We start from the raw sequence: 19523 nt of genomic DNA, 5'->3' as shown, positions 1-19523 counted from the left end.
ATTTGCACTAAATATAGGATTTTTTTATGTCTCAATATTATGATTATATTGTTATTGGTGGTGGAAGTGGTGGTATTGCATCTGTCAATCGTGCCGCAATATATGGTAAAAAATGTTTGCTGATTGAAAAAGGTGATATTGGTGGCACATGTGTCAATGTCGGCTGTGTGCCTAAAAAAGTCATGTGGTATTCAGCTCAAATTGCAGATGCAATTTATAAATATGGTACAGATTATGGCTTTAATAATGAATTAAAATCATTTGACTGGCAAAAATTAATTTGTAATAGACAAGCATACATTCATCGAATTCAAAGTGCCTATCAAAATAGTTTAAATCAAAATAATGTTGATGTTATTCATGGAATTGCCCAATTTTTAGATGCTAAAACCATTGAAGTCAATGATCAAAAATATAGTGCTGATCATATTTTGATTGCGACAGGAACACATGCCTTTAAGCCTGAAATTGAAGGAGCTGAATATGGTATAGACTCCAATGGCTTCTTTGAGTTAGATGAACTGCCAAAACGTACAGCGATTGTTGGGTCTGGTTATATTGCTGTAGAACTGGCTGGTGTATTAAATGCACTAGGATCTAGGGTTGAGCTTTTTATTCGTAAACATCAACCACTGCGTGCATTAGATGATTTTCTTGGTGAAACATTATTAAACCATATGCGTGATGAAAAAATTAATGTTCATACTGAAAGTGAAATTGATAAAATCATTCAACAACATGATCGCTCTCTTTTGATCTATTTAAAAAATGGTCATCAACATATTGTAGACTGTCTTATTTGGGCGGTAGGAAGAAAACCATCAACCGAAGAAATTAACCTGAAAGCTACAGCTGTAGCGTTAAATTCTGAAGGATTTATTCAAGTAGATGCTTATCAAAATACAACTCAACCGGGTATTTATGCAGTTGGTGATATCACAGGTCAAGTTGAATTAACACCTGTTGCAGTAGCAGCAGGACGACGACTTTCTGAGCGTTTGTTTAACCATCAAGATGATGAGCATTTAGATTATCAAAATATTCCTACTGTTGTATTTAGCCATCCACCAATCGCAACTGTCGGGCTCACCGAAAAACAAGCATTAGAACGCTTTGGTCAGGATCAGGTTAAAATTTATCAATCTTCGTTTACCTCTATGTATACTGCAATCACCAATCACAAGCAGATCACCAAAATGAAGTTAGTCTGTACTGGTGCAGAAGAAAAAATCGTCGGTATTCATGGAATTGGTTATAGTATGGATGAAATTCTGCAAGGTTTTGCTGTTGCATTAAAAATGGGCGCAACCAAAAAAGATTTTGATAATACTGTTGCTATTCACCCCACTTCGGCTGAAGAATTTGTCACAATGCGTTGATATATTGTTTTTATTAAAAAGAGTAATTTTGATTTACTCTTTTTTTATTGAGTAATAGTAATGATTTTATATTTCATTCTATTCTGTTGTTATATTGATTTGAGTAATACCTAGAGCTATTTTAAATTAAGCAGCACATACTGATCTATTTTATCTTGATTTATCATTATTTTATATCTAAAGCTGACCATAACGCTAAATATCATTGGTCACTCATTTGGTCATTTTTTTAAAAATTAAATATATATATTTATATAAAACAATATCTTATGATTATCATGTTATGCGTTACTTACGCATAACATCAAACTATGCCATATTAAATAATATGAATTCAAGGTGGCAATCACCCTATTCATTCAAAAAAATTTTTTTAAACTGAGCTGATAGTGGAAATGACAAAACATGTTGACTGAATCATATTTGAAAAAAGCCAAACCAAGAGATAAAACATATCAACTCTCATTTGGAGATGGCCTTAGTTTTGTTGTTGATCCAACAGGATTAAAATACTGGAAACTCAGATATTACGATATTAATGGTAAACGTAAAGTAAAACGCTTGGGTGTATATCCAGAAATAAATACTCGAAATATTCTTGTGGAAAGAGTAAATTTTTTAGATACACTGCAACATGCTGCTCAATATCAAAAGATTATGACATTTTCTGATGTAGCAGCAGAATGGCTTGCATTTAAGAAAAAAAATTCATTTGGCGATTATCCTTTAAGTGGTGTTTTGGTATTGGCTGAAAAATGTATTAAAAATGATTTTGAGCCTTTAATTGGTAACATCGCATTTGCTGAGTTAAAAAGAACAGATTTAGTTAAAGTGATTCGCAATATCGAAAATCGTCAGGTAAAAGAACCCTGTAAAAAAGCGTGTAGCTATTTAAGTCAAATTTTCGATTACGGCCTTTCGGTAGGTTATATTGATTTAAATATTGCGACAGGATTAAATAAAATTTTAGTTAAAACAAAGATGAAAAAAAATTATGCTTTTCTTAATCACACAGAAATTAAGCAATTTTATCAACAATTAAAAACAGCTAACTGTCATCCAATTATACGAAAAGCATTGCAAATTAAAACACTGACAGGAGTTCGTGGTACAGAGTTATTAAATGCTAAAATGAATGATATTGATCTTAATCAAAAATTATGGCGTATCCCCGCAATTCAAGTCAAGCAATTAAGAAGAAAGGTCATTGAAGGACAAAAAATTCCAGATTATCTTATCCCGTTATCTAACGAGGCCATTGAAGTGATAAGCTCTGCAATTGAGTGGTCTTATGGGAGTGAATATATTTTCTCAAGTCCAATTCATAAAAATCAGAGATTACATTTTAATTCATTGAATAATGCAATTCGTAGAATGGGTTATTCCACAGATCAATTAACTTCACATGGATTAAGATCAAGTATGAGCACAGTATTAAATGAATCTAATCTTTTTAAAAGTGAATGGATTGAAGCCCAGTTGTCTCATGCGGATAAAAATACAGTTCGAGGTACATATAACCATGCTGACTATTTAGATCATCGTAGTAAAATGATGCAGTGGTGGGCAGATTTTTTAAATCATTCAACTATATGATGATCATCAAGATCATTATTATATTTTCGACCATCACTTACCGATGCTATGTGTCTGGTCGAAATATAAATCAATAATTAAAAAAATCCTGATTACCTTAATCAGCAGCAGAAATTAGAAATAAGGGTTTTGTGGTATATCTACATGATTAACATAGTAATTTCCAATATGTGTAGCTTTAAAACTCGCTGGATTATGCGAGCTTAATGTTCTAATATTACGCCAATAACGATCTAATGCACATATAATTCGTGTTGATGATGCACCTGTCACTTCAAATAAATCTCCAGCTGCTTTTAAAGCCAAAGGCTCTATCGCAATTTTAACCAAAGCAGCTTGTAACGAAGCTTGATGACTGAGCTGATAATCAATAATACCATGATCGATAATTTTTAATGCTTGGTCCTGTGCATGTGCAGCACTAAGAACAGCACTTTCAATGATATAAGCTGTTGCTGATATCTCACCTACTTTTTCAAGTAAAAGTGGGTCTTGTTTTGGATCTGAATGGTATGCATAAACAAATGTCCGTTTACGCTGACGTACCAATTCTGCAGCTTCTCGAGCAACTGCTTTGACATTTCCAGCAATAATGGCATGTAAAAATAACTGAGTAAAAGGCTTATATTTTACTTGTTCAATCGCAATATGATTAATTTCATGAGGATATACTTTCACCTGATTAAAAATAGTGGTTCCACTAGCAGTATATCGTTGACCAATACCATCCCAATCATCTAAACACTTTACCCCCTCACGAGTGACTGGAATAATCACAGACAAATTTTCGCCAGCCTCATCATTGACTCGAACAGCCACATAATCGGCATAAAGTGTTCCGGTAGAAAATATTTTTGTTCCACTTATTTCAAAAACTTGTTCGTCAATTTTTGTGAGCTTGGTATGATATTGGCCATTTCCAACTGCTTCTTTTGTTGCTGGTTCTGTATAGGCATTGCCAATAATATGACCAGCCAAAATTTCATTCATCCAATATTCTTTAAAGACAGGATCATTTGAACGCAAAACTTCTTCAGTAAACTGAAAGTGCGCCCTAAGAATTTGAGGTACATCACTATCATATTGTGCTAATTCAATCAGTACTTTAAATAATTCCTCAATACTAATACCTTGACCACCGTATGTAACCGGTAATCTTAAAGCACCTAGTTTTAGTTTTTTAAATACAGCAATCGCTTGATAAGGTCCTTGGCCACCGTTTTTCAAACGATCGAGAGCATCTTTTTCTAAAAAATTTAAATAATCTTGAAAGATTTCACTCTCAACAAAGTCGTATTTTTTTAATATCGTTAAATGATTTTGCGCGATTAAACTCGTCATTGCTTAAACTCCAATATTTTGTTGATTCGCCAGATGTCTAGGTGAAATACGATTACCAGTGTTAAATAAGCGATCTCTTAAAGAGCTATCATGATATTCCGTTCTATAACGTCCACGTTTTTGTAATTCAGGAATGACCAGTTCAATAACATCTTGTAATGTTGCTGGCGTGATTGCTTGATAGATATTGAAGCCATCTAAATCGGTATAATCCATCAATTCTTCAATTTGATCAGCAACCTCTTCAGGCGTACCCGTGACTAAAACTGTTCGTGCTGCAAATTTTGCCAGTTCATTTTTTACATCTTTAACGGTATATGCTTGTTTATGATCATAAAGTTGAGCTGTAGATTGATTACCTTCTGAATGTCTACGGCCAAATACTTCATGATCAGATAATGCTGCTAAATCAATACCGGTACTGCCCGAAAATTGAATAAATGATGCTTCTGCTAAAAAATATTGCTTTAAATCCTCTAATTTTTGCTGAACATCGGCATTTGTCTTACCTACTATAATTGTTAATGACCCAAATAGCTTAATATCATTGGCTAAACGTCCTTGTATAACAGCCTGATGTTTGGCTGCAAATTTTTTACCTGTTGTAGACGATCCTGCTTGAAAAATAACAGGGGTTCTTTGTCGAGATGGTTCACATGAATGTGGACCACGAACTTTAAAATATTGACCATGATGGTTAATGGTATGTACCTGCTCTGGGTCTGCATAAATATGATTTTTACGATCAATTTTAATCGCATCATCTTCCCAGCTATGTTGCCAAAGTTTATAACAGACTTCTAAAAACTCATCTGCGATCGCATAGCGTTTATCATGTGCAATAATCTGATCATGACCATGATTGAGTGCTGCAGATTCTAGAGCAGATGTCACAACATTCCATGCAACTCGACCATTCGATAAATGATCAATTGTTGAAAAACGTCGTGCTAAATTATAGGGATCTTCATAACTAGTTGACGCACTTACTGCAAAAGCTAAGTGTTTTGTTACACCAAGCATTAATCCCACATTAATAAATGGATCATTAATTGGTGATTGCATGCCACGTTTAACTGCTGCTTTATACCCCCCCCTCATAAGGCTCGTAAACACCACCAATATCCGCTAAAAATATGGCATCAAATAAACCTTTTTCCAATAATTTAGCAAGATTAATCCAGTATTCTGCTGTTTTATAGTTGACTCTTTGGTCTTCTGGATGTGCCCACAAACCATGTGCCATATGATTAATCGTATTCATTTCAAATGCATTAAAATGTATTTGTTTTTTAGACATAACACTCAACTCCAATGAGTTTGCCTTAAATATCACCTTGATTAACCTGCATTGAAACATGATTAACTGCTTTAAAGTGGCCATCTTTAAGCTTAAAATCTTTTTCTACATTTAAGATATTAACTGCAATTTTATTCATATAAAACTCCTTGATTGAGTTAAATATAATATTTTTGTTTATTTATTTTAAAACAATATTTTTTTTATTAGTTATATACTATTTAAAATATAGTATTAGATTATATATTTATCATATTTAATGATAAATAAAATAATTTGAAATTTTATAAAAGATTTAATCAATTAAAAGTATACAATTAACAAATAAAATCACAAATTATAGTGATGGTAAAACAATACAATTCAGCTTATGCTTGAATGGAAATAATTTAGCGCTAAGAATGAAGAAAATGACAGCAACGGAACTTATATTACCAGCGCCTTTATTGATATTAGAAGATGATGTCATTATGCAACAACGCTTAAAACAATTATTATTCAAGCTAGGTTATATTCAAGATACGTTAATTTTTGCACAAAGTGTAAAACAGGCTCTACAGGTATTAGCACAACATCATATTGCCTTTGCTTTGGTAGATTTAGGGCTTCCTGATGGCAGTGGTCTTGACTTTATTCAGGCCTTGCGTCAAAAGGATCAGATTACACCAGTCTTAGTTATTTCGGCTTGGAGTATACAAGAAACGATTTTGCACGCGATTCAAATCGGTGCTACGGGTTATATTTTAAAGGAACGGGATGACTTTGAAATTATCTTATCGATTCGTAGTGCATTACGTGGTGGTGCACCCATAGATCCTTTTATTGCGCAGCAAATTTTAGAAAAAATTAACTTTAAATCAATCAACAAAAATTTGACGACAGCACCAAATGATTTACTTTCTAAACGTGAATTAGAAATTCTTAATTTAGTCTCTCAAGGAATGAGTAATCGAGAAATTGCAGAGGCACTTTTTTTATCTAAATATACAATCGAATGTCATATCAAGCATATCTATCGAAAGCTTTCGGTCAGCAACAGATCAAAAGCAATTTATACTGCGCGAAATTTAGGATTATTAGCTTAACTCTATTTGGGTGCATATTATTATGCTTTAATTCTTCAATAAGAGCGAATGATACTTCCAGCAACTGTAAAGCATATATTACGCAGAGTCACATTGTGCTAAAGCTCTGCCAAATGATCATCATCGACGGCCAATAACAGGTTGGTTGAAGGTGGATCATTTTCCTGATTTTGTCAGATCACATTGGCAAAATTATACAGGAAATGTATGGTATAAAATTTAAATGTATAAAAATTATATTTCACCATAGTTTAAGTTAAATATTGATGTTAAATTTTTTATTAAAAGATTAAAATAATTAATATATTAACTTTTTTTTATTTTATGGTTGTTCGTGCAAACCTTCATTTCACTTAAGTCCCAAAACTTTAGAAATTACTTTATTGGCCATTCTTTATCTACATTAGGAACTTGGATCCAACAAGTAACTTTGGCTTGGATTATTTATGATTTAACACATTCAGCTGCATTATTAGGTATTATTGGTTTTTGTGCATTAATTCCTCAACTTATTGTTAGCCCAATTGCAGGAGCATGGATTGATAAGTTAAATAAACAAAAATTCCTGATTATTATTCAAATTTTGTTATTTATACAAACCATGACATTAGGAGTGTTTTATCATTTTGATTTTTTTACCTCAAGTATTTTGATTAGTATGTCATTGTTATTGGGTATTTTGACTGCAATCGATACACCATTACGTCAATCTTTAATTAGCTTAATGATTGAAGATAAAGTGCTACTTCCTAATGCTTTAGCATTAAATGCCATGATATTTAATAGTTCACGCTTTATTGGACCACCAATAGCAGGATTACTATTAAGTTTAATTGGTGCTGAAATGTGCTTTTATATTAATGCCTGTTCATACCTTTGTTTAGCGGTCGCCGTATTACGTATGAGGTCTGTACACTCTATTAAAGTACAAGGTCAGGTCGGACATGTATTTATTGAAGGCTTAAAATACATGTATCAAAATATACTCTTTAGACGAATGATGTGTACGGTCATCGTGATTAACTTAACTGCATCCAGTTATGTAACTTTATTGCCAGTTTTTGCGCGTGATATTATTGCAGGAAATGAAAAAACTTTAGGTATACTTTGGGGCTGTGCAGGTATTGGTTCTTTACTCTCTTCTTTATTACTGGCAAGCAAAAAAGATTTTAGTCATCATAACAAAATATTTATACATAATATGGCACTTTGTAGTATTGGATTAATGATTTTAGCTTTATCAAAATCCATGATTATTCTCTCACTGGCCATGTTCTTATTGGGTTTTGGTATTTCTACCACTAATATTTTAACCAATATTATGATTCAAAATTCAACTGAGGAATCGTTACGTGGGCGAGCTATTTCCATTTATACTTCTACACGTTTTGGTTTTGATGCTGTGGGTGGATTAATCATTGGATTACTGGCCTCAATATTTTTTCCACCACACTTAATGTGGGTCTATAGTTTAGTTTTAGCAAGTTATCTCATGCTATTTATATGGATTAAAATACCTCAACACTAATCTATTTTTAGCTTTTGTACCTCTTTTAGCAGATCAAGTAATTTTTCTATTTTTTCATCACCAATTTGCTGATGAATATTTTGATAACGTTTTTCCATTTCGACAGACATTTGCTTAAAAACTTCTTCACCAGCCCGTGTTAAATCAATAAAAACAAAACGTTGGTCTGTATCACCACGGCGTCGAGTGACCAAGTCCATTTCGCCTAAACGACGAATAATTCCTGTTAAACTCGGTTTGAGGATACATGCTTTTTCTGCCAACAAGGTACTTTCTAATTCACCGTATTGTGCAAGAATTCTAATAATTCGCCATTGTTGTTCTGTAATACCAACATCATTCAATGCAGGACGGAAATGAGTCATTAAGGACTCCCGTGCTTGTAAAAGTGCGAGAGTAACGGAAGGTCTTATTTTTTTCATCAAGTACCACTATAAAATTAATAAATATATTAATTATAACTGATTTAAAACTTAAAAAGTAAAAGTATATTTTAAATATTATCACTAGGTTGATAATCAACTAAAATAAAATAATGTAAAATTATATGTATGTAATTTTTTCACTCTCATAAATATTAAAAAATTAATAATATATCTAATTATTAATTAATTTATTACATTAAAACCAATATTAATAGCATGGATAATAGAATTAAAAAATCACATCGTGAGAAAATAATAAAAAATATATAAATAAATGCTATTTAGCTAAAACCCAGCTTACGTAAAGGAGAATACTGATTTTTAATTTTAGGGATAAAAGGAACTTTAGTTTGCTCTAACAATACCAAAAATTAATCATAAAATTATATTTATCTTATGATTTTAAAAGAAAAATTCTTATTTTAATTTTGGATTATTTAATTAAAGATATCATCTATATATCATTTTTTTTGGATACTCATTTGATACTTAAATGATAAAAAACTGCTAAAGCAGTTTTTTATCATCTGATTTTACTCAAGACCAATCAAATCCTTTAACATTTTTTTAAACAATGCCTTATCATGTTCAGAGTAGTCTGCAAATACTTCTTTTTGATGGCTTTCAGCAATTTGATAAAGCATTTGAGCTGTTGCTATTCCTTGTTCAGTTAATTCATAGCTTTGTTCAGTATCAACCATTAACCCTTTATTAATTAACTGTTCGGTTGCTTGTTCAATTTCACGTATAGGCATTGCAACTTCACGTTCAAGGCATTTTTTTGAATGTGCTGTCTTGCTTTCTAGAACCAATAACATACGAGCTTCACTGGTTCTGTAGCCAGATGCCAATTGTTTTGGCTGATAATCATTGGTATAAGCACGTGCTGCCTGTGTGAGCAAATAATACATATTGTCATATAAACGGCCAGGTAGCACCGCTTTGCCTGCCTGAGCATGACTATTTAAACTTGGGTGAGGCAACACAGAAGAATATGCCCCTTGGTGATATAATAACGGTGAACGGCCATTATCCTGAAAGTGAACAACCCGACCGATAATAATCCAGTGATCGCCACCCTCAATAATATTAAAACGCTCACACTCAAAAACAGCAGAACATTGTTTTAAAATAGGTGCTTGCCCTGCCCCTAACTCGTAGGCTATGTCAGTATATTTATCTTCTTTAGAACGCGCAAACTGATTGGAAAGATCAATTTGATCTGCTGCTAGAATATTCACTGCAAAATGACTGGCTTGCGCGAATATATCATAACTTGAAGAACGTTTATCGATACTCCATAGAATCAGTGGTGGATCAAGAGAAACTGAATTAAAACTATTTGCAGTTACTCCCACTTTAGTACCCGCTGCATTTTGTGCAGTCATAATCGTAACACCCGTGGCAAAATTACCCAATGCACGACGAAATGATTTTGGATCAAAAATAGCTGCAGTATTTTGGATGATTGAGTTCATGACTATTTCCCTATATTTTATATTTAAACCATGGTTGGATCTGGTTCTAAACCCATAAGCTCACGGCCCAAAATTTGTGCACAAACATCATAATCTGTATAAGCATGTGCACCTGTCATATGTGAATCTCGAAATAAACGCTGCATTTCTTGTCCATCCAACCAGCTGGTTGCCCCAGCTGCTGCAAATAAACGATCTACAGCTTCAATACACATCTTAATCGCATAGGCTTGATTGGTTCGCCAAAATGCTAAAGTATCTTGAGATGGATAAGTCTTGTTTTCACCATGTATACGATGATCTTCCCAAGTTTTTTCTAAAAATGCTCGGGCTGCTGCAATTTGATGTGTTGATTCAGCTAAACGCATCAGTGCTGGTGTTGATGCTCCCAGACTTGCTCCAGTATAGGCACGGATACGTGTTTTTTGTTTTTCTTTAAATGCTTCTAACATGCGTTCAGCAATCCCTAAACTGACCGCAGAAAAACCACTCGCAAAATAAGGACGATATGGTGAATAGAAAATCTTACTTTCTGGATATAAACCAAAACCAGCAGACCGACCTTCCATCATATCTTTTGCTTTTTGTATACGATACTCAGGGATAAACAACTCATCAATCTTTAATTGTTTTGAACCACTACCTTTAATTGCACCTGCAAACCAATTATCAATAATTTCATAATCACTACGAGGAATGACACCAAAACAATAGATTTTATGACCTTGAGTATCAAAGCGATTAAAACCAACAATGGCATATTCAGCATGGTCACAACCACTACTCCAACCATAATCACCTGTCAGCTTAATACCGCCATCAACTTCTTCTACTTTACCAAAAGGTGCAATAGAACTACTTGCCGTCGCATCTGGATTTTTCAGCCAAATTTCTTGCTGTAATTGCTGAGGAAACATTGCCAATTGGTGACTATGCGTACACAACAAGCTAAATGCCCATGCTGTACCTGCACATGAACCAGCAATCATGGCAATACAGTTTGCAAATTCAGGTAAGCTCATTTCTAGGCCACCATAAATTTTAGGCTGAAATGCGCGATGTAAACCAATAGCTTTCAGTAATTGAATATTTTCATCTGGAACACGACGTAATTGTTCAGCTTGATTTGCATTTGCTGCAATCAGTGGTAAAACTTCTTTGATTTGTTCCAAAATACTTTTAGTCGATCGCGCCGTATTGGCAATTTTTGCCGCTGTATACGTGGTTTTAATATGATCGTAATGTACGGTTTCCATTTCAACGAGATGATCTGTATGAAGCACTGTGGTATTTTCCATATAATCTATTCCTTTGTTTTTTCATTGCTAGTGAAGAAGTTTGGGATGATGATCTCATCTCAAACCCTTTAACAACTTATCCTGACTAGCATTATTCATAAAAAAACAGCAAACATTAATGTATTTTCCCATCTTAAAATGGTACTTTTCATCGTTTATGAGCTTTAAATGTAGTGAAAAGAACATCACTAAATCCTAAGCGCCAGTCCACTCGAATGGTGCTAAGATTCAATTTATTTTTTATGCCGTTTTTTGGGTGATTCAAAATAAATCACCGCTTTAAAGAGCGGTGATTAAAATCAGAGATATTATTTTTTTGAAAAAATAAAAGCAGATTGATTTTGTTCTGCTTCATAATCTGGACCTAATGGAATACCTGAGCGATCTTTAAGTAAAAGTGTGGCAATTAAGCCAATAATCGTCATTATGGCGAGATAAACTGCAACAGCATTGGTAGAACCCGTTGTTGTTACCAACCAAGAAGCAATTAATGGTGAAAATGCACCGCCTAAAATTGCACCTAATGCATAAGAAATAGAAACACCAGAGAAACGAATAGATGCTGGAAATAATTCAGAATAAAAGGCAGACTGTGCACCATATGTCATCCCAATACCGACAGCCAATACACATAATCCAAGTGAAACCGACCAAATTTCTCCAATATTAACCAATGGAAATAATGCAATAACACCAAAAAACTGAATGATAAAACCATAGATATATGTTTTTCGTCGACCAATTTTGTCAGATAATCCCCCTGAAAACCAAGTAAATGCTAGCCAAATTACTGCTGAAATCGTCACACTGATTAAAATAGGTGTTCGTGGTAAAGCTAATGGACCTTCTGGATTAGTGGTATAATTTTGAATAAAACCACCGGTGGTCATATAACCAATTGCACTATTACCTGCAAAGACCAGTGCTGCAACAATCACCAGTCCAGTATGATGTTTAAATAAATCTTTAATTGGTGTTTTTGAAGCTGATTTACGTTGTTTAATTTCTTCAAATACAGGGCTTTCTTCTACGGATTTACGCAACCAATGTCCAAGAAATAATAAAATAATACTAAATAAAAAAGGAATCCGCCAACCCCATTCAAGGAATGCATCACCCGGCGCAATGACACCACTCATGAGTGCAAAAATTGCTGAAGCCAGTAATAAACCGAGTGGTACACCAATTTGAGGAAATGAACCAAAACGACCACGCTTATGGACAGGTGCATGTTCAACAGCCATCAATACGGCTCCGCCCCATTCCCCTCCTGCAGATAAACCTTGAAGCATACGTAATAGCAGTAAAAAAACAGGAGCCCAGATACCAATACTTTCATAGGTTGGTAATAGACCAATTAATGCAGTCGATAGTCCCATTGCAATTAAAGTGACCACTAAAATTGCACGGCGACCAATTTTGTCACCAAAATATCCTGCTAAAAATGCACCTAAAGGACGAAATAAAAAGCTTAAACCGACTGTAGCAAATGCAAGTAATGTTCCTAATTGAGAGCCAGCAGGAGAGAAAAATAATGTATTAAATACCAGACCCGCAGCAGCAGCATAAATAAAGAAGTCGTACCATTCGATCGTTGTACCAATAATAGTTGCAAAAGCAACTTTACGATCGTTGGTAGACATTTTTTCTGTAACAATCTCATTCGACATCGTAGTAGAAGACATAATCCATCTTTCCCTGTGAGTATGTATAAATCAAGCAAGCAAAGTGTGTTATGAATATATTGACATTTAAACCATATGCATGACTGTAGATAAATAAGTATAGATTGGTTTATTCGTTCAATTGCCAAAGCACTTTTTTGCAAGCATCCACTGATTAATTTCTTTAGTGGCAATAACTCTTCATGAATTATTGCTAAAAATTATAGGCGCTGTCCTATATTGAAAATACTTCCGTATCTAAAATATGATTTGATTTAAATAATTGTTTTTATTTAAAACTCATTGCATTTTAGATATGATAAATATATAAATAAATGTAGTTTCCATGCTTTTAATGGTACTTTACACAACAACTATTAATCACTGATTTATTTAAGTAACATATTGATTTTAATATATTTTTAAATAAAAATTCGTCTGGTATAAATTTTAATTATAATGATTCTATAAGATTAATAAATATATTAATTATTTTATTATTTGTTTAATAAATAATAAAAAAGGATTCTAAAATCCTTTTTTACTTTATTTAAATTAAATACCCATACACATATATTTGATTTCTAGATAATCATCAATACCATATTTTGAACCTTCACGACCAGTACCAGATTCTTTAATCCCACCAAATGGTGCCACTTCTGTTGAAATTAAGCCCTCATTAATACCGACCATACCATATTCAAGAGCTTCACCGACTTTCCAAGCCCGACTTAAACTTTCTGTATAAATATAAGATGCTAAACCAAATTCAGTGGCATTTGCCATACTGATTGCTTCTTGATCATCAGTAAATTTAAATACTGCAGCTAATGGCGCAAATGTTTCATCTGTTGCGACTAACATTTCGGACGTGACATCAATTAAAAGCGTTGGTTCAAAGAAAGTATAACCTAAAGCATGACGTTGGCCACCAGTGACAATTTTTGCACCTTTATCCACAGCATCTGCAATATGCTCTTGAATTTTTTCTACTGATTTTTCATTAATCAATGGCCCTTGCTGTGCACCTGACTCAAATGCAGATGCAACTTTTAACTGTTTAATGGCTAGCGCAAGTTTTTCAATAAAAATGTCATAAATATCAGCATGAACTAAAATTCGATTTGTACATACACAAGTTTGGCCACTATTTCTAAATTTTGAGGCCATAGCACCTTCAACGGCCCGATCTAAATCAGCATCATTGAAGACAATCAATGGTGCATTTCCTCCTAGCTCCATACTGATCTTTTTCATGCTAGAGGAACATTGTGCCATCAATAATTTACCCACTTCAGTGGATCCAGTAAAAGATAACTTTTTAACAGCAGGGTGACTGGTGAGTATTGCACCAATTTCTCGTGAACTTCCTGTCACGACATTAATGACACCCTTTGGAATACCCGCTTGTTCAGCTAAAGTAACTAAAGCTAAAGCAGATAAAGGTGTTTCTGATGCAGGTTTAATAATTACCGTACAACCTGCTGCAAGTGCTGGTCCTACTTTACGTGTAATCATGGCATTCGGAAAATTCCATGGTGTAATTGCCGCAACGACACCTACAGGTTGTTTAATGACTACGAGACGGCGACCATGTTTATCATGAGGAATAACATCACCATAAGTACGTTTTGCTTCTTCAGCAAACCACTCTATAAAACTAGCACCATATAAAATTTCACCACGACTTTCAGCCAGTGGTTTTCCCTGTTCTGTACTCAAAATAACAGCTAAATCTTCCTGATTTTCAATAATTAGGTCAAACCATTTGCGTAATAATATTGAACGTTCTTTTGCAGTGGTTAATTTCCATGTTGCAAATGCCGTATCAGCAGCTTGAATCGCCTCTTCAATTTGTAACCTAGTCATGCTTGGTACACTGGCAATATTTTCAGCTGTTGCAGGATTAGTAACGATAAGCGTTTTGTTATCCGTTGCATCCATCCACATACCATCAATATAAGCTTGTTGCTTGAGTAAAGTCGGATTTTTTAATTGCATCTATATTCTCCTTAATAGACGCTAGGTATGGTTGAGGCTGGTAAATCTGCCCCATCTTGATCTTTAAATTTTGCTAAAAGCTGATTCATCGATTTCATTAATAAACTGGTATCAACACCGACAGCGACAAACTCTGTACCTAATGCGAGATATTGTTTAGCTAGCTTTTCATCAGCCGATAATATTCCTGCTGCCTTGCCCGCAGCACGAATCTTTTGAATAGCTGATACAATGATTTGTTGAACTTCTGGATGCCCAGGATTACCACGATATCCTAATGCTGCAGATAAATCAGCAGGTCCAATAAATACACCATCAATACCTTCAACTTTTAAAATATCATCCAGATTATCCAAGCCCTTTTTTGATTCAATTTGAATAATCACACAAATCTGTTCATCCGCATCTTGTAAATAATCTGTTAAATTATTCCATCGGGATGCACGTGCCAGAGCTGCACCCACGCCGCGAATTCCTTCTGGCGGATAACGTGTTGCTTTGACCATAAGTTCGGCTTGCTCTGCTGATTCAATCATTGGAATAAGTAAGCTTTGTGCACCAATATCTAATAACTGTTTAATTAACCCTACATCAGCAGTGACAGGGCGAACAACAGCTTGACTAGGATAAGCAGCTATTGTTTGTAATTGATATAGAATCGATTTCAAATCGTTTGGTGCATGTTCACCATCAATTAATAACCAATCAAAACCAGCATTTGCTGCAATTTCAGCACAATAGCCATTGGCCAAGCCAAGCCACATTCCCAGTTGCTGTGTTGTTTTTAACTTTTGTTTAAAATAATTTGTGGTATCCATGACATTTCACCTATTACACAAAACGAAATGCGATTGAACCCAGTTGATCATAATCAACATGAAAAGTATCACCTGGTCGAGCGGCAACAGGACGAGTAAACGATCCCCCTAGAATAATTTGACCTGCCTTTAAGGTCACACCATGAGGATGTAGTTTATTGGCTAACCATGCCACTCCTTTAACTGGATTATTTAATACCGCAGCAGAAACTCCAGATTCTTCAATAACACCATTACGATATAAAATGGCTGAAATACGGCGTAAATCAAGTTGATCCGGTTTAATCGGGCGTCCACCTAATACAATGCCAGCATTTGCAGCATTATCTGAAATAGTATCGAATACTTTACGTGTGATTTGTGTTTCTGGATCAACATTGTGTAAACGTGCATCAATAATTTCAACAGCAGGAATAATATAATCTGTCGCATCAAGTACATCAAAAATCGTACAATGAGGACCTGTTAAATCTTTTGCTAAAATAAATGCTAATTCAACTTCAACGCGTGGAACAATAAAGCGATCAAAAGGAATATCTGATCCTTCTTCAAATTGCATATCATCTAACAAAGCACCATAGTCAGGTTCTGTGATATTTGAAGATACTTGCATTGCGCGTGATGTTAATCCAATTTTATGACCAATCAGCTTACGTCCTGCATTAATTTTATGCGTCACCCATTGTTTTTGAATAGCGTAAGCATCTTCAATGGTAATTTGTGGATATTGCAATGAAAATTGACGTATTTGTGTACGTGTTTTTTCAGCCTGGTCTAATTGTAATGCCAGTGCTTTAATTTTTTCTTGATCAAGCATAATACGAAATCCAATATTATTATTGTGTATTTAGAAATTGATGAATATTGTTAGACTTAAAGTTCAATACTGGATCAAGTTCTATCATTTCAAATGAAATTGCCAACAGTCGCTTATCTCTAAGTGGCTGAAAGTATTCATCTATTAATTTAAATAAATCTTCAGCAACTTTTTGACGTGTCGCTAAGTCGCGTCCAGAACCTACTTTTAAGGTCATATGAATAAAGGCATAGTCATGTTTTGCATCAGCAATCCGATAATCATCCATTCTCACGGCACGGCTACGTATACCACCTAAAGGAAATACACCAGTAGCACCTAAAAAATGATTCACTTTTTCAAAAAAAATTTTAAAATCAATATCTTCTTTTAGATTTGCACTATATTCAGCAATAAAATGTGGCATTCGCTTAACTCCAATTAGTTTACTGGGAAAATAGCATTGATTTGTCCTGTTCCAGAGCTTGGGAATGCAGGTGTAATGATTTCAACGGCTTTATCATATTGATCCCAGCCCAGTAACCCCAGTAACATTGCAGTATCATGCATACCACCTTCACCAAAACAATATTCAGCATATTCTGGCAGCATTGCGGTAAACTCTGCCCATTCACCACGTTGCCACATGCCAACTACATGTTTATCAACTTGACAATCCCATTCACGTGTATACGCATCCATACCACGACTAACTTCACGATCCCAAATAAAACGGTGAGATAAAGAACCACTGGCAAATACAGCAACAGTACCTTCATATTTTTCAATAGCAGCCAATAAACCCTCACCAAATTTACGACTATCCTGTAAATCATGAGAGGTTAAAAATGCAGATACTGAAACAACTTTAAAGACACGATCCTGATTCATATATCGCATTGGTACTAAGGTGCCATATTCCAGTTCAAGGCTTTTTATATTATGTGCTTGAACACGAATACCTGTTTTGGCAATTTCTTGTTGCATTAATTGACCAAACTCTGGATTACCGTCGTATTCAAACGTCATATCTTTAATAAAATGTGGCAATTCATTACTGGTATAAATTCCTTTGAAATGTTCACCGCAGTTAATATGAAATGCACTATTCACTAACCAATGACTATCTAACACAACAATAGTATCAACCCCTAATTCACGACAACGGCGGCCAATTTCAATATGACCGTCAATTGCAGCTTGACGACAACCATTTTGAGGCCCAGGTAGTTCGGACAAATACATCGAAGGTACATGTGTAATTTTTGCAGCAAGTGCGAGCTTCCCCATTTTCTTCTTCCTGAATATTGTAATGTTTAAAAAATAAAAATCCTGAGGAGCATTTACATGCCCCATTTTGGAATATGATGACTACCCATTGAAAGGCAAACGTTTTTAATTTCTGTAAAGACCTCAAAGCTATATTCACCACCTTCACGTCCCGTACCAGAAGCTTTAACGCCACCGAAAGGTTGACGTAAATCACGCACATTTTGACTATTGATAAATACCATACCTGCCTCAATACCTGCGGCGATACGGTGTGCTTTACCAATATCTTGTGTCCAAATATAAGACGCTAAACCATATTCAACATCATTAGCTAAGCGTAGTGCTTCTGCCTCATCTTTAAATTTTAATAAACATGCAACTGGCCCAAAAATTTCCTCTTGTGCGATACGCATATGATTATCGACGTGTGCAAATACGGTAGGCTGAATAAATTGTCCGTTTTTCAATCGTTCTGAAAGTCCACGTGGACGTTCTAGTCCACCAGCAACCAATTGAGCACCTTCATCTATACCAATTTTAATATAGCCAGTAACTTTATCGTAATGTGCCTGCGTAATCATTGAACCCACTTGGGTATTTGGATCTTGTGGATCACCAACCAAGATATTTTTTGCTCGACGTGCAAATTCCTGTACAAATTCATCGTAAACTGATTCTTGAATAAAAATACGGCTACCAGCAGTACAACGTTCACCATTTAATGAGAAAATTGTAAATAATGCAGCATCTAATGCACGTTCCAAATCCGCATCTTCAAAAATAACAACAGGAGATTTACCTCCTAACTCCATAGAATATTTTTTCAAACCGGCATTGGCCATAATACGGCGACCCGTCGCGGTACCACCAGTAAATGAGATTGCACGTACATCAGAGTGTTTGACCAACGCATCACCAGCTGTAGCACCATAACCTTGTACCACATTGAATACGCCTTCAGGAATACCTGCTTCCATTGCTAAACGACCAAGCTCATTCGCCGTTAATGGGGAAAGCTCAGACATTTTTAATACCGCTGTATTTCCTAAAGCTAAACATGGTGCTGTTTTCCATGTTGCCGTCATAAATGGTACATTCCATGGTGAGACTAAGCCACATACACCTACAGGTTGATGCAATGTATAATTTAACATTTGGTCATCTACAGGATAGGTATGACCATTCATCCGTGTACATACTTCAGCAAAAAAGTTGAAATTATGTGATGCACGTGGAATTAATACATTTTTAGTTTGATGAATAGGTAAACCTGTATCTAGCGTTTCAAGTTCAGCAATTTTTGTAACATTCTGATCAATTAATTCACCTAAATTACGCATTAAACGTGCACGTTCTTTTGCAGGGGTTTTCGCCCATTGAGGAAAGGCTTTTTTAGCTGCTGCAACAGCAAGATTAATTTCCTCTTGACCACCACTTGCAACCTCACCAATCACTTCATTGGTTGCAGGGTTGTAATTGGTAAAAGTTTGTTTGCTTTCAACTTCTTTACCGTTAATCCAATGTTTAATCATGATGTTG

Annotated in this window: 17 protein-coding genes; 4 read left to right on the top strand and 13 right to left on the bottom strand. The window is 34.7% G+C overall.

All coding sequences use genetic code 11. The features are described from left to right. Window positions 1–26 precede the first annotated feature (26 nt). Together gorA and QSG86_RS12205 are read left to right on the top strand one after the other, a co-directional pair. On the top strand, window positions 27–1379 hold the full coding sequence (gorA, locus tag QSG86_RS12210) for a glutathione-disulfide reductase (RefSeq protein WP_317031750.1): 1353 nt from the start codon (window positions 27–29) through the stop codon (window positions 1377–1379). 405 nt (window positions 1380–1784) lie between these two features. Further along, window positions 1785–2975: a tyrosine-type recombinase/integrase gene (locus QSG86_RS12205; RefSeq protein ID WP_317031749.1), complete on the top strand. Its 1191-nt coding sequence runs from the start codon at window positions 1785–1787 to the stop codon at window positions 2973–2975. A 114-nt stretch (window positions 2976–3089) separates the two neighbouring features. Here the strand turns inward: QSG86_RS12205 and QSG86_RS12200 are convergent, their stop codons facing one another. The 3 genes from QSG86_RS12200 to QSG86_RS12190 are packed head-to-tail and all read right to left on the bottom strand — an operon-like array spanning window position 3090 to window position 5616. Then, complete coding sequence (locus tag QSG86_RS12200; protein ID WP_317031748.1) at window positions 3090–4316, bottom strand: monooxygenase; 1227 nt, start codon at window positions 4314–4316, stop codon at window positions 3090–3092. Between the two features lie 3 nt (window positions 4317–4319). Continuing rightward, the gene (locus tag QSG86_RS12195; protein ID WP_317031747.1) at window positions 4320–5417 is read right to left on the bottom strand and encodes an LLM class flavin-dependent oxidoreductase; all 1098 of its coding nucleotides are present in this window, start codon (window positions 5415–5417) and stop codon (window positions 4320–4322) included. Continuing rightward, on the bottom strand, window positions 5401–5616 hold the full coding sequence (locus QSG86_RS12190) for a hypothetical protein (RefSeq protein WP_317031746.1): 216 nt from the start codon (window positions 5614–5616) through the stop codon (window positions 5401–5403). Before QSG86_RS12190 ends, QSG86_RS12195 begins: the two co-directional genes overlap by 17 nt. A 410-nt stretch (window positions 5617–6026) precedes the next feature. Between QSG86_RS12190 and QSG86_RS12185 the strand changes: the two genes are divergently transcribed. Both QSG86_RS12185 and QSG86_RS12180 read left to right on the top strand, forming a co-directional pair. Next, the gene (locus QSG86_RS12185) at window positions 6027–6701 is read left to right on the top strand and encodes a response regulator transcription factor (RefSeq protein WP_317031745.1); all 675 of its coding nucleotides are present in this window, start codon (window positions 6027–6029) and stop codon (window positions 6699–6701) included. Window positions 6702–7035: 334 nt separating this feature from the next. Next, a complete protein-coding gene (locus QSG86_RS12180) occupies window positions 7036–8229 on the top strand; it encodes an MFS transporter (RefSeq protein WP_317031744.1) in 1194 nt (397 codons plus the stop codon). On the opposite strand, the gene hpaR is transcribed toward QSG86_RS12180, so the two are convergent. The 10 genes from hpaR to hpaE form a co-directional block, all read right to left on the bottom strand. Next, window positions 8226–8651: a homoprotocatechuate degradation operon regulator HpaR gene (gene hpaR, locus QSG86_RS12175; RefSeq protein WP_317031743.1), complete on the bottom strand. Its 426-nt coding sequence runs from the start codon at window positions 8649–8651 to the stop codon at window positions 8226–8228. The genes QSG86_RS12180 and hpaR overlap by 4 nt on opposite strands. 536 nt (window positions 8652–9187) lie before the next feature. Next, a complete protein-coding gene (locus QSG86_RS12170) occupies window positions 9188–10132 on the bottom strand; it encodes a p-hydroxyphenylacetate 3-hydroxylase reductase component (protein WP_317031742.1) in 945 nt (314 codons plus the stop codon). A gap of 23 nt (window positions 10133–10155) precedes the next feature. Beyond that, window positions 10156–11430, bottom strand: a complete 1275-nt coding sequence (locus QSG86_RS12165; RefSeq protein WP_317031741.1) for a p-hydroxyphenylacetate 3-hydroxylase oxygenase component — start codon at window positions 11428–11430, stop codon at window positions 10156–10158. A gap of 308 nt (window positions 11431–11738) precedes the next feature. Next, a complete protein-coding gene (locus tag QSG86_RS12160) occupies window positions 11739–13115 on the bottom strand; it encodes an MFS transporter (protein ID WP_317031740.1) in 1377 nt (458 codons plus the stop codon). Window positions 13116–13649: 534 nt separating this feature from the next. Next, window positions 13650–15098 (bottom strand): NAD-dependent succinate-semialdehyde dehydrogenase, encoded by a 1449-nt coding sequence (locus QSG86_RS12155; protein WP_317031739.1) that lies wholly within the window; start codon window positions 15096–15098, stop codon window positions 13650–13652. An 11-nt stretch (window positions 15099–15109) separates the two neighbouring features. Continuing rightward, window positions 15110–15916, bottom strand: a complete 807-nt coding sequence (hpaI, locus tag QSG86_RS12150) for a 4-hydroxy-2-oxoheptanedioate aldolase (RefSeq protein WP_317031738.1) — start codon at window positions 15914–15916, stop codon at window positions 15110–15112. Between the two features lie 13 nt (window positions 15917–15929). Then, on the bottom strand, window positions 15930–16733 hold the full coding sequence (gene hpaH, locus QSG86_RS12145; protein ID WP_317031737.1) for a 2-oxo-hept-4-ene-1,7-dioate hydratase: 804 nt from the start codon (window positions 16731–16733) through the stop codon (window positions 15930–15932). A 19-nt stretch (window positions 16734–16752) separates the two neighbouring features. After that, entirely contained in the window at window positions 16753–17139 is a 387-nt protein-coding gene (locus tag QSG86_RS12140; protein ID WP_317031736.1) for a 5-carboxymethyl-2-hydroxymuconate Delta-isomerase, read from the bottom strand. Window positions 17140–17153: 14 nt separating this feature from the next. After that, window positions 17154–18002, bottom strand: coding sequence for a 3,4-dihydroxyphenylacetate 2,3-dioxygenase (gene hpaD / locus QSG86_RS12135; RefSeq protein ID WP_317031735.1), 849 nt, complete (start codon window positions 18000–18002; stop codon window positions 17154–17156). 53 nt (window positions 18003–18055) lie between these two features. Beyond that, entirely contained in the window at window positions 18056–19516 is a 1461-nt protein-coding gene (gene hpaE, locus QSG86_RS12130) for a 5-carboxymethyl-2-hydroxymuconate semialdehyde dehydrogenase (protein ID WP_317031734.1), read from the bottom strand. Between the last annotated feature and the right edge of the window lie 7 nt (window positions 19517–19523).

Origin of the sequence: Acinetobacter sp. SAAs474 (assembly GCF_032823475.1) — a bacterium.
Taxonomy (GTDB): domain Bacteria; phylum Pseudomonadota; class Gammaproteobacteria; order Pseudomonadales; family Moraxellaceae; genus Acinetobacter.
This window is presented reverse-complemented; position numbering and strand designations above follow the sequence as displayed.

Bases quoted from the DNA above. Each gene is read 5' to 3' on its own strand.
- gorA (WP_317031750.1), top strand. From the start codon at position 27: ATGTCTCAATATTATGATTATATTGTTATTGGTGGTGGAAGTGGTGGT.
- QSG86_RS12205 (WP_317031749.1), top strand. From the start codon at position 1,785: ATGTTGACTGAATCATATTTGAAAAAAGCCAAACCAAGAGATAAAACA.
- QSG86_RS12200 (WP_317031748.1), bottom strand. From the start codon at position 4,316: ATGACGAGTTTAATCGCGCAAAATCATTTAACGATATTAAAAAAATAC.
- QSG86_RS12195 (WP_317031747.1), bottom strand. From the start codon at position 5,417: ATGAGGGGGGGGTATAAAGCAGCAGTTAAACGTGGCATGCAATCACCA.
- QSG86_RS12190 (WP_317031746.1), bottom strand. From the start codon at position 5,616: ATGTCTAAAAAACAAATACATTTTAATGCATTTGAAATGAATACGATT.
- QSG86_RS12185 (WP_317031745.1), top strand. From the start codon at position 6,027: ATGACAGCAACGGAACTTATATTACCAGCGCCTTTATTGATATTAGAA.
- hpaR (WP_317031743.1), bottom strand. From the start codon at position 8,651: ATGAAAAAAATAAGACCTTCCGTTACTCTCGCACTTTTACAAGCACGG.
- QSG86_RS12170 (WP_317031742.1), bottom strand. From the start codon at position 10,132: ATGAACTCAATCATCCAAAATACTGCAGCTATTTTTGATCCAAAATCA.
- QSG86_RS12165 (WP_317031741.1), bottom strand. From the start codon at position 11,430: ATGGAAAATACCACAGTGCTTCATACAGATCATCTCGTTGAAATGGAA.
- QSG86_RS12160 (WP_317031740.1), bottom strand. From the start codon at position 13,115: ATGTCTTCTACTACGATGTCGAATGAGATTGTTACAGAAAAAATGTCT.
- QSG86_RS12155 (WP_317031739.1), bottom strand. From the start codon at position 15,098: ATGCAATTAAAAAATCCGACTTTACTCAAGCAACAAGCTTATATTGAT.
- hpaI (WP_317031738.1), bottom strand. From the start codon at position 15,916: ATGGATACCACAAATTATTTTAAACAAAAGTTAAAAACAACACAGCAA.
- hpaH (WP_317031737.1), bottom strand. From the start codon at position 16,733: ATGCTTGATCAAGAAAAAATTAAAGCACTGGCATTACAATTAGACCAG.
- QSG86_RS12140 (WP_317031736.1), bottom strand. From the start codon at position 17,139: ATGCCACATTTTATTGCTGAATATAGTGCAAATCTAAAAGAAGATATT.
- hpaD (WP_317031735.1), bottom strand. From the start codon at position 18,002: ATGGGGAAGCTCGCACTTGCTGCAAAAATTACACATGTACCTTCGATG.
- hpaE (WP_317031734.1), bottom strand. From the start codon at position 19,516: ATGATTAAACATTGGATTAACGGTAAAGAAGTTGAAAGCAAACAAACT.